The organism is Agathobaculum sp. Marseille-P7918 (assembly GCF_964248325.1).
GTDB lineage: Bacteria > Bacillota > Clostridia > Oscillospirales > Butyricicoccaceae > Agathobaculum.
This window is the reverse complement of record NZ_CAXTXI010000003.1, coordinates 180545-193769: the sequence shown is the minus strand read 5'-3', so window position 1 is coordinate 193769 and position 13225 is coordinate 180545. Positions and strand designations below refer to the sequence as shown.

Here is a 13225-nt window from a genome sequence, read left to right as displayed (position 1 = left end):
TATGATGCACAGATAAAATTCAGACAATTCCATGCTATACTGAAAGCAACAAAAGGAGGGGATGCACATGGCGGGACATATTCTTCTGGCGGAGGACGACAAGGCGCTCTCTGCGCTCATGCAGGACTTTTTTCGGGCGGCCGGCGTCGCCGTCACCCCGGCGTATGATGGCGAGCAGGCGCTCACACTCGCGCAGGAACGCAGCTTCGACCTGCTGGTGCTGGACGTGATGATGCCGCAGCTGAACGGTCTGGAGGTGTGCACAGCCGTGCGGCGCGAGAGCGATGTGCCGGTGATTTTTGTCACCGCACTCGGACAGGAGGGCGACACGCTCGCGGGTTTTCGCGCAGGCGCGGATGATTATGTGGTGAAACCCTTTTCCTTCCCCGTTCTGGTCGCCAAGGCGCAGGCGCTCATGCGCCGGGCGCGCGGCCTGCGACTGGGCGAAACCGAGCTGGGCTACGGCAGCATTTTGCTGGACACCGCGACGCACGCGGTCACGGTGGACGGCGCGCCGGTGTCTCTGCGTCCCAAGGAAGCGCAGATTCTCGAGCTGCTGCTGCGCGAACAGGGGCGCACGGTGTCGCGCGATTTGCTGATCGAACGCGTGTGGGGCGTGGACTTCGACGGCGACGAGCGCATGATCGACCGCCATGTGGCAAGCCTGCGCAAAGCCCTCGGCACGGCGGCGCAGCACATCAAAGCGGTCTACGGCAAGGGCTACCGATTGGGGGGATCATGATGAAAAAGCTCAAAGCATTCTGGCTGCGGCGCAGCATCGCAACAAGGCTGACGGCGCTGATGGCGCTTATGCTGGCGCTGGTGTGCGCGCTGTGGACATGGTTTTCCATACAGCGCGCGAATGATCACATCATACAGCAGCGTTATTCCTATCTGGAATACATTCAGCAGTTCTTGCTCGACAAGCTGGAATTACATGTGCCAGATTCGGATCACCTTCCCCTGCCGGACTCCGAATCCTATTGGAAACTGCGATTTGATTACGCTCGATGGACGAGTACAAATTCCTCTACACCTTTTATCCTGCAATATGCGGTGGGTAATGAGATCGTTTCCTTAACATCACCGCTTACCATCATACAGACAGTCAGCGCACATGACGCACCGGTCTACCATAACGTAATCATTGATCTAAGCGACTTCTCCGAGGCGGACATCTGCTCCTTACAGCAATGCGCGCAAACGGTTACACCGGAATGGTCAGGCAACAGTCCATATTGGACAGTTTATGGCACGGTGAAAGGATTGGAAGAGGACGAGTTTTCCAAAATCACTTATCTCGTAGCCAACCGCATCGTTTCCGTTGTGGATGGGCAGACCTGGCACGCGCAGACGCCCGTGGAGGAAACCACCTCGCAGCGCCTCTTCTTTCAGAATATTTTTACAGATAACAATGCAATGGAACAGTATTTCGACGCGCTCCACTTTCTTCAGTATTGGCAGCGGGAAGATCGAACGCAGACCGGACTGGATGCACTGCAAACGCGGGATTTCTCTTCCATAGTATCCGGCAACGGTTATTCTACGCTGTTTTTGGCGTATGCTTTGGATTATACGAACGAAATTTCCCTTTATTTCAGATATATCCCATTCCTGATGGCGCTGCTTTATATACTTGTGCTGTTCCTGTTCTATCAGGGTGTGCGCTGGGCTGTTGTCTACCCGCTGTACGACACCACCCGTCAGGCGCAGCACGTCGCGCACCTCGAATTCGATGCCTTTCATCCCGACACCTCCCGCGGCGACGAGATAGGCGACCTCAACCGCGCGCTCACGGATATGGCAGGCGATCTGCACCAGCGCTGGGACAGTGAGCGCGACCTCGAAGACCGGCGGCAGCAGTTTGTCGCAGCGGCAAGCCACGACCTCAAAACTCCGCTCGCGCTCATCGGCGGCTACGCCGAAGCCATCGCGCAGGACATTTCGCCCGAGGAGAACGCGCGCTACCTCGCCGCCATCGAGCAGGAAACCGGCCGCATGAACAGCTTGGTGCGCGAAATGCTCGACTACACCCGTCTGGACCGCACAAATGAGCTGGAACACCGCACCGCCATCGACCTTTCCGCCCTGCTGCGGTCGCTCCTTGAAGAATACGCGCCGCTGTTCGAACACCGCCGCCTGACGCTCCATCTGACGGACGGCATCCGCATCCGCGGTGACGAAACGCTGCTGCGCCGCGCGTTTGGCTGTTTGCTAGAAAACGCCGCAAAATACTCACCCGAAGACGGGCGCGTGACCGTTACGCTGCGCCGCAGCGGCGGACCGCTCTTCACAGTCGAAAACGACTGCGAACCCATTCCGGAAAGCGAACTGCCCCGTCTGTTCGAGATGTTCTACCGCAGTGATAAGGCGAGAAACCGCGCCGGCGGGCACGGCCTCGGTCTTGCCATTACGCAGAAAATTCTCGCGCTGCACGGTCTTGCATGCCGCGCGGAAAATACCGAAACCGGCGTATGCTTTATCGTCACTGTCCGGTAAATACGGCGAAGGCCGCCCCATCAGGGACGGCCTTCCTTCTCTCTCTCTTCTTTCGATGCGTCAAACCCCATTACTTCGGCTTGAACATCGTTTTCAATATCCTTCTTGCTTCTCTTCGGACGATCCAGACGCGAAATATACAAATACTTGCGAATGACGAACAGTACGCCAACCGAAAGCACCGCCAACAGATTTTCCAGCGGTGAAGTATGTTCGACGATCATCTGACGGGCAATCGCCAGCAGCATCACATCCACCACAGAGTCAATTGTGTAGCTGGTAATCATCTTGATTAACTCGATGCCGATGATGATCAGGCAAGCGTCGCTCAGACGCTCTTGAAAATAATCCGGCACCAGAAGCATCTGATTCAGCTCAGTCGTACACACCAGCCCCACGCTGCCTACAACGCAGGCCAGCAGGATAATCAGGCCAAGTGTGATCTCAATCGCAGTGGCGGCACTGGATATCTTGTCGCGCAGATCTGAGTTCATCTTTTTCTCCTTCATTCCTCATATTCCGTTCCATTTGCTCCACTAGTATAACACAAATTGCCCGCCGTCTGCAACAGGCGGCGGGCAATTCCCGTGGGAAGGGGAGTGATTATTTTTTTCCAGCTTGGGAATCAGCCAATACCGCCGAGTGCTGCGCCTGCAATCAACGCAATGATGCAAAGCGGTACATAAATCCACTTGCCGAACGGATAGAACCAGCCGCCGATTTCCTTTTGAGAACCCTGATTGACCGCGTCGAGTGCAGTCTGCTTTTTCATGATCCAGAAGAACATGATACCGGCAAGCGCCGCACCAAACGGACAAATGTAAATCGAAACCATATCCATCCACTGCGAGGTCCACGGCTGAATGAGCAGCGCAACAATCAGACCAATAGCGTGGATGATAACAACCGAAGGAATACGACCGAGTTTAAGTTTCTCCTGCATGAATGCAACCGGCGTCTCATACAGGTTGATGATCGAGGTCGTACCGGCAAACAGCACCGCGATGAAGAAGAATGCACCGATCGCCCAGCCGATGCCGCCCATGCCGTTGAACACGCCGGGCAGCGCAATAAACATCAAGCCAGGGCCGTTGGTCTCCAGCGCGCTGCCCGTAGTTGCCATTGCGGGGATGATTACGAACATCGCAACCAGCGCTGCCAACGTATCAAATACTGCTACGTTGCGGGCCGAAGAAGAAATTTCCACATCCTTGCCCAGATAGGAACCATAAATAACCGAACCGTTGCCGGCAACCGACAGGGAGAAGAACGCCTGACCGAAGGCATAGATCCAAACCTTCCAGTTGAGCAGTCCAGCCGGATCGAGCGTAAAGATGAACTTATAGCCATCGCCTGCACCCGGCAGGAACGCAATGTAAACCGCCATAATGAGGAACAGACCGAACAGCAGCGGAATCATGATTTTGCAGGCCTTTTCAATACCACCCGCAACACCCAACGCCATGATGACGACCGATACAACGATTGCAACAATGATCCAGAAGCCATTACCGATACCAAAAATGCCGTTCTGCAACATCGTACTAATGCCTTCGCCAAGCGTCTTGGTTTCCGGCGCTGCTGCGCTGAAGGTGCCGACAATATTATCCATGTTTTGACCCATAGCGAACATCTCACCGGTGATGCTCATTTTGGCGTATTTGAAAATCCAGCCCATAACGACCGAGTAGCCGATCGCCAGACCCATGGAACCGATAACCGGCAGCGCGCCGATGACTTCGCCGGCCTTTTTGGACTTGCCGCCGTCCTCCATCGCTTTGCCGAACGAGCCGACCGGACCCGCACCGCCCCAGCGGCCGAGAGAGAACTCTTCCATAACACCGGATGCACCGATCAGCAGTACAAACAAAAAGTACGGAAGCAGGAAGGTCAGGCCACCATAGGTCGCCACCATATACGGAAAACGCCAGATGTTCGCCATACCAACCGCAGAACCAATACAAGCTAAAATAAAGCCCCATTTGCTCTTAAAGCCATCGCGTTTGGTTTCTTCATTACTCATACTTTACACCCCTTTTTCTACCGGTCGTACCGATAATAAAAGCACCCGCGGAATTTTTCACTTTTCCGCGGGTGACCTTTACCTTTCATTTCCTGCGCTCTTTCCACGCGGCGCAGGTTACGCCCATATTGTCTCCCTCAGATTACTTCTCTTCGTTCGGGTACGGCTCGAGGAACGCATGGAAGTGACGCATCGGCAGCTTGTGGCCCCATACAATGCGCATGTTCGGAATGGACTCGCGGTCCTCGTACAGCGCCTTAACTGCTGCGATAACGTAATCCAGATGCTCCTGCGTCAGGCGGCTGCGGTCGATTGCGAAACGAACCACATTCGCCAGCTCTGCCTGCTGCTCCGGCGTCTTGAGGTCATACTCCATGGAGTAGTCGCCCAACTCGGATACACGGATACCATAGCGGCGAATCAGCTCAAGGCTGAAGCCCTCGCCTGCGAAGGTATCGTGGCCGCGCTTGCCGTCAAAGAATTCATCCATGTTGATGTACACTGCATGGCCGCCTGCCGGAAGTACAACGCCCTTGACGCCGGCCTTATAGAAGCCTTCTGCCAGATAGTTACACTGTGCAACGCGCTCGTTCATGTAGTTGAAGTCGCAGCTCTCATACAGGCCAACGGCCAGAGCCATGATGTCACGGCCGGACATGCCGCCGTAGGAGTCGTTGCCGTAGCAGGAGATCTGCTTAACCTTCAGGGTAACGCCTACATCGGTGATGATATTGCCGTTCTCGTCGAAATCGGAGAACTTCTGCCAGAACAGGCCCTTGTCGCGGAAAGCGAGCATGCCGCCCATATTAGCATGACCGTCCTTCTTGGCGGACATGGTGAATGCATCGCAATACTGGAACATTTCAGTTGCAATCTCCGCGATAGACTTGTCGGCATAGCCGTCCTCGTTCATCTTGATGAAGTATGCATTCTCAGCCCAGCGAGCGGTATCGAATACCACCGGAATCTCATACTTATGCGCAACGCGGTTGATTTCCTTCAGGTTTGCCATGGAAACCGCCTGGCCGCAAACCGGGTTGTTGGTAATGCAGGTGAAAATCAGCGGAACGTTCTCGGGGCCGACGCCCTGGATCAGCTGCTCGAGCTTCTCGATGTCCATGTTGCCCTTGAAGGGGTTCTTCTCATACTTGCCGCCTTCCGGTACTTCGTACAGCAGTTCCTTGTTGTACAGGTTGCGCGGAATGGAGCCCATCTGCTTGATGTTGCCCTCGGTGGTATCGAAATGGCCGTTGGACGGGATGGTAAACTTCTTGCCGGGGTAACGGCGATTGAGGATATTGCGAACAATTTCCATCAGGACGGACTCAGCTGCACGACCCTGCTGGATAATGAAGGTGTTCGGGCGCTCCATCTGCTTTGCGCCACCATTGAAGAAGCCGCCCTCATACTCGCAGAGGTAAACTTCGTTCATCATTTTCTCTACGTCGCGACAGTCGGTGCGCACGAGGTCGATGATCTTCTTCCAGTTCTTCTCGCCGCCGCGCTCAAAGATGTCGCGGAAGGTATCGAGCAGTACATAATAACCGGTGTTGCGGCCATACGCCTCGTCGCCGAGGAACAGCGCCGCCCACTGCTGGTTGGTCATCGCGGTGGTGCCGGAGTCGGACAGCATATCAACGGTCAGCATACCGGCCGGGAACGCGAATTCATTCCAGTGAGTTGCATTCAGAGCGCGCTCGCGCTGCTCAATCGTAACGTCCGGCAGATCGCGAACAGCAAACGTGAAATGATGGGGTGCGGGTACATCCAGCGGGTAGTGAGCCATGTTCTTGTCCATATAAATTACCTCCATTTTTCTTGGCGCGTTGCGCCGTTATTTTTAGAGGATACCCCGGTCATCGATTGCCGGTTTTCCGCTTCCGACAATTCCGACTGGCGGACAGTATCTTTTACTAACGTAAACGAATATCAGGGGATGTTACAGGGCCGCGATAACCTCAATCTCGACCAGTGCATCCTTGGGCAGGCGCGCTACCTGAACGGCAGAGCGAGCCGGGTATCCACCTTCACCGAAGAATGTGGCATACACTTCATTCATCGCGCCAAAGTTGTTCATATCACTGAGGAACACGGTGGTCTTTATAATACGATCCATACCGGTGCCTGCCTCGGCTAGAATGACCTTAACATTTTCCAGAGACTGTTTGGTTTGTGCCTCAATGCCTTCCGGGAACGTGCCGGTCGCCGGGTTTGTGGGCAATTGCCCGGATGTAATAACCAGTCCGTCTACTGCAACGGCCTGTGCGTACGGTCCGATAGCCGCGGGGGCCAAATCCGTACTGATGACTTTTTTCATCCTTTCCACGCCTCCTTTTCTGAGATAAATTTATCACCAGAATAATAATTTGTCAAGCGCCTTTTGTGTATTTTGTACGGTGGCACACTTTTATTTTTGCTTTTTGTATGAATTTTATATAGGTTTTGTCAAAAATATATAATAATTATTTCTTTTAATTGTGATAATTTATTCTCATCTTTTTTGACAAATCTCTTTTTATTACGGTATAATAAAATCAGGGTCAAAAACCTGTCTGATTTTTGAAAATGAGGTGAGCGTATGGCCAATCCGTTGTTGCAACATTATATGAAATTGACCGAATTTCTCGGTCAGGCGCTTGGCCCCGATTACGAGGTCGCGCTGCACGATCTGACCGATAAGAACCGCTCTATCATCGCCATCGCCAACAACCATGTCAGCGGACGCGAGGTGGGCGCCCCTCTAACCAACGTAGCGCTCAAGATTCTGATGGATAAAAGCTACGAGTCGCAGGACTATCGGCTGCATTATTGCGGTGTATCCGCCGCAGGCAAGACCTTGCGTTCTTCCACGCTGTTTATCAAACAAAACGGCCGTCTGATTGGCATGCTCTGCATCAATTTTGATGACAGTCGGTATCAGGAGGCCAGCGAAAGCATCCTGCGCCTGTGTCATCCGGATGCATTTGTGGAAGATCACTGTCAACCCGACAGACCACAAAGCGGCGAAACCATACGAGCCGTCCCCGCCACGACCGAGAGCTTCCACAACTCAATTGACGCTGTTGCAGGTGATGCGGTGAGCCGCGAGCTGGCACGGCTGGGCGTGACTGCCGACCGGCTGACACCTGACGAACGCATCCAAATCATCTCCTCGCTCGAGGCAGGCGGCATTTTCCTGCTCAAGGGCGCGGTCAAAGATGTCGCCGATGCGCTGCACTGCTCACAAGCGAGCGTTTACCGCTACCTTTCGCAAATCAAAAAAGATGAAACCTGATGCAATTCCGGTGAACAAGCAAAAATGAGCGCGTTGCGCTCATTTTTCACTACCCGGAGCGCAAACGCAATGCCCCGTCCCCCTCGGCTGCCGGCCGACAAACCAAACCATATTATTATTTCTAAAAGGGAGGAACCCCCATGCGTTACATTGATTTACGAAGCGACACCGTCACCCAGCCGACACAGGCCATGCGGGATGCGATGGCTGCCGCCGTGGTTGGCGACGATGTATTTGACGACGATCCGACTCTGCACGAGCTGGAGGCCTATGCTGCCGAGCGGCTGGGCAAGGAGGCTGCGGTGTTTGTCACATCGGGTATGCAGGGCAACGCCTGCGCACTGCTGGCGCACACCCGCCGCGGCGACTGCGTTATCATTGACCCGCATTCGCATATTGCCGACCACGAAGCCGGCTCTTACGCCCAGCTTTCCGGTGTTTCGCTGCGTTTTCCGCAGAGTGTCAACGGCACAATGGATCCGGACTCCGTGCGCGACTGCCTGACCGACGACAGCGACGTGCAGGTCGCGCCCGCGACGCTTGTGGTGGTGGAAAATGCGCATTCCACAGGCGCGGTCGTCTCGCTCGACAACATGCGTGCCGTCTATGAGGTCGCGCACGAAAAGGGCGTGGCGGTGCATCTGGACGGCGCGCGGCTGTTTAACGCCGCGGCGGCGCTCGGCGTTTCCGATGTGCGTGAGCTGACCCAGTACTGCGACACGGTGATGTGCTGCCTGTCCAAAGGCCTGTGCGCACCGGTCGGCTCGATTGTCGCCGGACCAAAGGATCTCATCTGGCGGGCGCGCCGCGCGCGCCGTATCCTCGGCGGCGGCATGCGGCAGGCAGGCTTTTTGGCAGCCGCAGGATTGGTTGCGCTGCGCGATATGACCGACAGGGTCAAGGAAGATCACGAAAACGCCGCATATCTGGGAGCACTGCTGGATGAAATCGACGGGGTGCAGGTACTGCGCGACCGTTTGGATATCGATATGATATTCTTCACCGCCGACTGGAGCGCGGATAAAGCCGCTCGCTATCCGGCTTGGATGCTGGAACACGGCGTCAAGGTCACCGGATGCACGGGCGGAGAGTACCGTATGGTCTGCCATCACGACATCTCCCGTGAGGATTGCACGCAAACCGCACAGTTGGTACGCACCTTTGCCGCGGAGGGGTAACCGATGCCCAATCATTATATCCGCCGCCTGCTTTGGCTGGTTGCGGGCATGCTGGTCAGCGCAGTTGGCATCACCATGATGCTGCAAGCCAACATCGGCCTGGAACCGTGGAGCGTATTGCAGCAGGGGCTGGCACAGACTCTCGGCATCACCTACGGCACCGCTTCCATGATTGTCGGCGCGGTTGCCATAGGCGCAGCCATACTGTGCGGGGAGAGCTTCGGCTTCGGCACCATCATCAATATCATCCTGTGCGCGGTGTTCATCGACGGCCTGCTCTGGCTGGGCTGGATTCCACCGATGCATTCCCTTCTCACCGGCCTCCCGATGCTGCTGGTTGGATTGGAACTGCTCGCGCTGGGTACATGGATGTACATGAAAAGCGCATTAGGAGCCGGTCCGCGCGATGCGCTCATGGTGGCGCTCGCACGTAAAACCGGACGGTCGGTCGGCCTGTGCCGTGCCACCGTCGAAATCTTCGTCATCATCGCCGGTTTTCTGCTTGGCGGTCAAGTGGGTATCGGCACGGTAATCTGCGCCGTCGGCCTAGGCTCACTGTTCAACCTGAATTTTCATTTCCTGCACTTCCGCGCAGCCGAGCTGCATCAGGAAAACGTTGCGGAAACCCTGCAGAACCTGCGTTCTGCGAAATCACAGTGAGCACTTCCCTGCCGCGTCTTGTGCAGATATCTGCACACAACTGACGTTCGTCACCATACCCGCGATACAATGACACTTTTCACTTGCATCACACCCGCAGAGAAGCGAGTGTGATGCTTTTTTATGCATAAATTAGCCCCGGAACAATAAACTTGCAGGCAAAGTACCTGTTTATTGCTTCCGGGGATTTTCTCTCGTTAAAAGGACAGCGGCTCGTCCTCGCGCATCTGTACCGCACGCATGTACTGCCACAGCAGCACAAGCGGTATGATTTGTGCCACCAGCTGCACGAATACCGCAGGCAGCGGCAGTGCGATCAGGATGAGTGCACTGGCGACAAATGCGCCCAGCAGCGGTGCATACAGGCACCAGCGAATGCGGCGCGCGGGATAGTTATAGGCATAGGGGATGATACGCTCATCCAGTCCCCAGTACAGATAATACTCACTGAGCAATCCCGCGACGCTGCCTGCCATAGACAGCAGGGACATAAAGTTTTGCAGCATGATGTTGCCGTCTGCCAGCTGCGTACACACCAGCGCCAGTGCAATCAGTGCAATACAGAGCAGTTGCGCAGGAAACGCACGGCCCAGCAGCGCACTTTCGTCTGAAAGACGATACAATGCATAAGCGATTACGCCATAACATATCAGATTAATGATGTTGGCGGCCAGCAAAACCGACATGGAATTGCTCAGCGCTGCCAGATTGGTTGCTGCAGATACGGCCGAAGCGACCCAAAGCACACGTAGATGGGGGTAAATTCTCATAAATATCCTTCCTCCGATATGGCCTATTATAGCATAGCCAACGCCAGATGAAAAATATTTTTTGTCAGGGGTTGACAATCGTGTATCATTGTATTATTATCATAATACAACATGACAAGAGAGGAGCGAGGCTATGCAATGGCAACTGCGAGGCGATCGTCCAATCTACCAGCAACTGGTAGAAATACTGACCGAACAGATCGTCAGCGGCCAGCTGGCGGCGGGAGATAAAGTCCCGGCGGTACGTGAACTGGCAGCGCAGGCAGGGGTGAATCCCAACACGATGCAGCGTGCGCTGGCAGATATGGAGCGCGAAGGGCTGATGCACACCAACCGGACCAGCGGACGCTATGTGACGGAGGATAAAGAGATGATTCAGAAGATTCGGGAACAAATCGCAAGGGATCGTATTGCGGAATTTCTGGCTGGCATGAGCCAGCTTGGCTTCTCCGAGCAGGAGGTATACCGTCTGCTCGAAAAGCGTCAAGGGGAGGGAAATCAGAATGGAACAAAAAAATGAGCTGATTGTCTGTGCGGGTCTGACCAAGACCTATGGCAGCGTAAAGGCACTCGACAATCTGAACCTGACATTGAGCGGCGGCCGGTTTGTCGGTCTGCTTGGTCCGAATGGTTCGGGTAAGACAACTTTGATTAAACTGATTAACGGCTTGATTCAGCCAACCGCCGGCAGTGTGCTGGTAGACGGACAGGCGCCCGGCGTGCATACGCACAGTGTAGTCAGCTATCTGCCAGACCGGGCATACCTGAACGACTGGATGCGGGTATCCGACCTGATGGATTTCTTTGCCGATTTCTACGCGGATTTTGACCGTGTCAAGGCAAACGATATGCTGCAATCGCTGCACATCAATTCGCTTGACCGTCTCAAGACGCTGTCCAAGGGCACGAAGGAAAAGGTGCAGCTCATCCTGACGATGAGCCGCAAGGCCAAGCTGTTCCTGCTCGACGAGCCTATCGCGGGCGTGGACCCGGCCGCGCGCGACTACATCCTCAACACAATCCTGTCGAATTACAGCGAGGATGCCGCGGTGCTGCTGTCTACGCACCTGATTGCGGATATCGAGCGTGTGCTCGACGAGGTCATCTTCCTGAAAAACGGCGTGATGACGCTGCATGAGAGCGTGGACACGATTCGGGAGGAACATGGAAAATCCGTTGATATGCTGTTCCGGGAGGTGTTCGCATGCTGAAGCTGTTAAAATACGAATGGAAAGCGTGCGCGCGTATCTGCCTGCCGCTATACGGCGCGATGCTGTTGATGAGCATCGTCAGCGCTCTGATGGCGACCGATGGCGCACAGGATATTATGAACGGTATCCCAACCGCCATCCTTGCGATGCTGTACTTTGCACTGCTGGTTGCGACGTTCGTCGTGACCGCGGTTATCCTGATCCAACGGTTTTACAAAAATCTGCTCGGTGACGAGGGCTATCTGATGTTTACACTGCCCGTGACGGTCACACAACACATTTGGAGCAAGGTGATCATTGCGGTGGCAATCTGCTGCCTGAGCGGCATCGTCGCAGCGTTGAGCATTTCAATCCTCGGCGCGAACACCGGTCTGATTTGGGGCATCAGTATGGTATTGGGCGAGTTTGGTCGCTCGGTAGCTGAAGATCCAAACGTACTGGGGTATCTGATCGAGGGAATTTTACTGTTGGTGATTTCCATAATCAGCGGCGTGCTGTATCTTTACCTGTGCATGGCACTTGGTCATCTCGCGAAAAAGCATCGCGTACTGATGTCGGTCGTGTGGTATTTCGTGCTGTCCACCGCAGCGCAGTTCGTACTGAGTTTTGTGATGGTCGGTTTGGCGAACGGCCCGATGGAAAACGTGATGACTGCGCTGGCTAATGCGCTCAACGGCGTGCCGCAGCAGACGTTGGTACACGGAGTGCTGCTCAGCTTCTGTGTCGCAGCGGCGATACCGGGTGCAATCTGTTATGCCGGCACACATTATATCCTTCAGCATAAGCTGAATCTGGAATAAGCAGCGCATACACGGGGACGCGTTTCCGCGCGTCCCTTTTTGCACCCTAAACTGCAAAATACTCATAAAATCTTAAGAGTTTTGCGGTGAAATTACAAAGAATTTCTGTGTACAATGAAAGGGCAACAGCGGGAGGGATAGATATGACGGCGGTATTCCGATATGTGCATCGAACGCGCTTTGATGCGGCGGGACGATATACGCTTTACGAGATCGCGGGCCTGTTTCTGGCCTTTTCGGCGGCGGGCTGGCTGTGGGAGGTTGGACTGCACCTGCTGCTTGACGGCGAACTGGTCAACCGCGGCACCATGCTCGGACCTTGGCTCCCGATTTACGGCGTGGGCGGGTTGCTGTCCGTACTGCTGCTGGATCGTTTTTCCGCACAGCCGATTCTTGTGTTTGCGTTGGGCGCGATGCTTTCCACGGTCATGGAGTTTGCAACAGGCCGGTATCTGCTGGCCGTTTACGACCTTCGCTGGTGGGATTACAGCGGATATCCGCTCAACATAGATGGTTTGGTGAGTCTGCCAACCGCGTTGGTGTTCGGCCTGGGCTGCTGTACGGCGGTATATCTGGCTGCGCCCATGCTGCTGCGAATGTTTCGACAGCTGCCGCATGACGTGTTCCCGCTTCTGTGCGTACTGCTGATTGCATTGTTTGCACTGGATTTTTGTGCTTCCACACTGCATCCGAACACCGGACAGGGAATTGCGGTCCACTCAGCAGCACAGGACGAACTTCAGGTGATTGAACCGGCCAGAATTGAAATGCTGCTGTACAATTTGCCGAATTAAACTTGCGCACGCCTCC

At 54.8% G+C, this 13225-nt stretch carries 14 protein-coding genes; 9 read left to right on the top strand and 5 right to left on the bottom strand.

Annotated features, from left to right (window positions below):
- Positions 1-61 precede the first annotated feature (61 nt).
- The gene (locus ACESSO_RS06170; RefSeq protein ID WP_373164182.1) at positions 62-742 is read left to right on the top strand and encodes a response regulator transcription factor; all 681 of its coding nucleotides are present in this window, start codon (positions 62-64) and stop codon (positions 740-742) included.
- Complete coding sequence (locus ACESSO_RS06165; RefSeq protein ID WP_373164181.1) at positions 742-2499, top strand: sensor histidine kinase; 1758 nt, start codon at positions 742-744, stop codon at positions 2497-2499. Before ACESSO_RS06170 ends, ACESSO_RS06165 begins: the two co-directional genes overlap by 1 nt.
- A 20-nt stretch (positions 2500-2519) precedes the next feature.
- Here ACESSO_RS06165 and ACESSO_RS06160 read toward each other — a convergent pair whose 3' ends face one another.
- From ACESSO_RS06160 to ACESSO_RS06145, 4 genes are all read right to left on the bottom strand, one after another.
- Positions 2520-2993, bottom strand: coding sequence for a phosphate-starvation-inducible PsiE family protein (locus ACESSO_RS06160; RefSeq protein WP_373164180.1), 474 nt, complete (start codon positions 2991-2993; stop codon positions 2520-2522).
- 131 nt (positions 2994-3124) lie between these two features.
- Positions 3125-4522 (bottom strand): sodium-dependent transporter, encoded by a 1398-nt coding sequence (locus tag ACESSO_RS06155; RefSeq protein WP_373164179.1) that lies wholly within the window; start codon positions 4520-4522, stop codon positions 3125-3127.
- A gap of 142 nt (positions 4523-4664) precedes the next feature.
- Positions 4665-6320, bottom strand: coding sequence for a tryptophanase (locus ACESSO_RS06150; protein ID WP_206426949.1), 1656 nt, complete (start codon positions 6318-6320; stop codon positions 4665-4667).
- A 141-nt stretch (positions 6321-6461) separates the two neighbouring features.
- A complete protein-coding gene (locus ACESSO_RS06145) occupies positions 6462-6839 on the bottom strand; it encodes a RidA family protein (protein ID WP_373164178.1) in 378 nt (125 codons plus the stop codon).
- A gap of 261 nt (positions 6840-7100) precedes the next feature.
- On the opposite strand from ACESSO_RS06145, the gene ACESSO_RS06140 reads away from it, so the two are divergent.
- From ACESSO_RS06140 to ACESSO_RS06130, 3 genes are all read left to right on the top strand, one after another.
- Positions 7101-7796 carry a transcriptional regulator gene (locus ACESSO_RS06140; RefSeq protein WP_373164177.1) on the top strand — a complete coding sequence of 232 codons (696 nt, stop codon included), beginning with the start codon at positions 7101-7103 and terminating at the stop codon, positions 7794-7796.
- A gap of 140 nt (positions 7797-7936) precedes the next feature.
- Positions 7937-8974: a low specificity L-threonine aldolase gene (locus ACESSO_RS06135; protein WP_373164176.1), complete on the top strand. Its 1038-nt coding sequence runs from the start codon at positions 7937-7939 to the stop codon at positions 8972-8974.
- A gap of 3 nt (positions 8975-8977) precedes the next feature.
- A complete protein-coding gene (locus tag ACESSO_RS06130; protein ID WP_373164175.1) occupies positions 8978-9634 on the top strand; it encodes a YitT family protein in 657 nt (218 codons plus the stop codon).
- A 197-nt stretch (positions 9635-9831) separates the two neighbouring features.
- Here ACESSO_RS06130 and ACESSO_RS06125 read toward each other — a convergent pair whose 3' ends face one another.
- Positions 9832-10404 (bottom strand): hypothetical protein, encoded by a 573-nt coding sequence (locus ACESSO_RS06125; protein WP_373164174.1) that lies wholly within the window; start codon positions 10402-10404, stop codon positions 9832-9834.
- 133 nt (positions 10405-10537) lie between these two features.
- On the opposite strand from ACESSO_RS06125, the gene ACESSO_RS06120 reads away from it, so the two are divergent.
- The 4 genes from ACESSO_RS06120 to ACESSO_RS06105 all read left to right on the top strand — a co-directional run bounded on the left by ACESSO_RS06120 (position 10538) and on the right by ACESSO_RS06105 (position 13209).
- Positions 10538-10924 carry a GntR family transcriptional regulator gene (locus ACESSO_RS06120; protein WP_373164173.1) on the top strand — a complete coding sequence of 129 codons (387 nt, stop codon included), beginning with the start codon at positions 10538-10540 and terminating at the stop codon, positions 10922-10924.
- Positions 10908-11615 (top strand): ABC transporter ATP-binding protein, encoded by a 708-nt coding sequence (locus ACESSO_RS06115; protein ID WP_373164172.1) that lies wholly within the window; start codon positions 10908-10910, stop codon positions 11613-11615. Before ACESSO_RS06120 ends, ACESSO_RS06115 begins: the two co-directional genes overlap by 17 nt.
- A complete protein-coding gene (locus ACESSO_RS06110) occupies positions 11609-12415 on the top strand; it encodes a hypothetical protein (protein ID WP_373164171.1) in 807 nt (268 codons plus the stop codon). The genes ACESSO_RS06115 and ACESSO_RS06110 overlap by 7 nt, the downstream gene beginning before the upstream one ends.
- A 143-nt stretch (positions 12416-12558) precedes the next feature.
- A complete protein-coding gene (locus ACESSO_RS06105; RefSeq protein WP_373164170.1) occupies positions 12559-13209 on the top strand; it encodes a putative ABC transporter permease in 651 nt (216 codons plus the stop codon).
- The last annotated feature ends 16 nt before the right edge of the window (positions 13210-13225 follow it).

What these genes read in the sequence shown, in the direction of transcription:
- ACESSO_RS06170 (WP_373164182.1), top strand. Translation starts at nt 62, where the DNA reads ATGCACATGGCGGGACATATTCTTCTGGCGGAGGACGACAAGGCGCTC.
- ACESSO_RS06165 (WP_373164181.1), top strand. Translation starts at nt 742, where the DNA reads ATGAAAAAGCTCAAAGCATTCTGGCTGCGGCGCAGCATCGCAACAAGG.
- ACESSO_RS06160 (WP_373164180.1), bottom strand. Translation starts at nt 2,993, where the DNA reads ATGAACTCAGATCTGCGCGACAAGATATCCAGTGCCGCCACTGCGATT.
- ACESSO_RS06155 (WP_373164179.1), bottom strand. Translation starts at nt 4,522, where the DNA reads ATGAGTAATGAAGAAACCAAACGCGATGGCTTTAAGAGCAAATGGGGC.
- ACESSO_RS06150 (WP_206426949.1), bottom strand. Translation starts at nt 6,320, where the DNA reads ATGGACAAGAACATGGCTCACTACCCGCTGGATGTACCCGCACCCCAT.
- ACESSO_RS06145 (WP_373164178.1), bottom strand. Translation starts at nt 6,839, where the DNA reads ATGAAAAAAGTCATCAGTACGGATTTGGCCCCCGCGGCTATCGGACCG.
- ACESSO_RS06140 (WP_373164177.1), top strand. Translation starts at nt 7,101, where the DNA reads ATGGCCAATCCGTTGTTGCAACATTATATGAAATTGACCGAATTTCTC.
- ACESSO_RS06135 (WP_373164176.1), top strand. Translation starts at nt 7,937, where the DNA reads ATGCGTTACATTGATTTACGAAGCGACACCGTCACCCAGCCGACACAG.
- ACESSO_RS06130 (WP_373164175.1), top strand. Translation starts at nt 8,978, where the DNA reads ATGCCCAATCATTATATCCGCCGCCTGCTTTGGCTGGTTGCGGGCATG.
- ACESSO_RS06125 (WP_373164174.1), bottom strand. Translation starts at nt 10,404, where the DNA reads ATGAGAATTTACCCCCATCTACGTGTGCTTTGGGTCGCTTCGGCCGTA.
- ACESSO_RS06120 (WP_373164173.1), top strand. Translation starts at nt 10,538, where the DNA reads ATGCAATGGCAACTGCGAGGCGATCGTCCAATCTACCAGCAACTGGTA.
- ACESSO_RS06115 (WP_373164172.1), top strand. Translation starts at nt 10,908, where the DNA reads ATGGAACAAAAAAATGAGCTGATTGTCTGTGCGGGTCTGACCAAGACC.
- ACESSO_RS06110 (WP_373164171.1), top strand. Translation starts at nt 11,609, where the DNA reads ATGCTGAAGCTGTTAAAATACGAATGGAAAGCGTGCGCGCGTATCTGC.
- ACESSO_RS06105 (WP_373164170.1), top strand. Translation starts at nt 12,559, where the DNA reads ATGACGGCGGTATTCCGATATGTGCATCGAACGCGCTTTGATGCGGCG.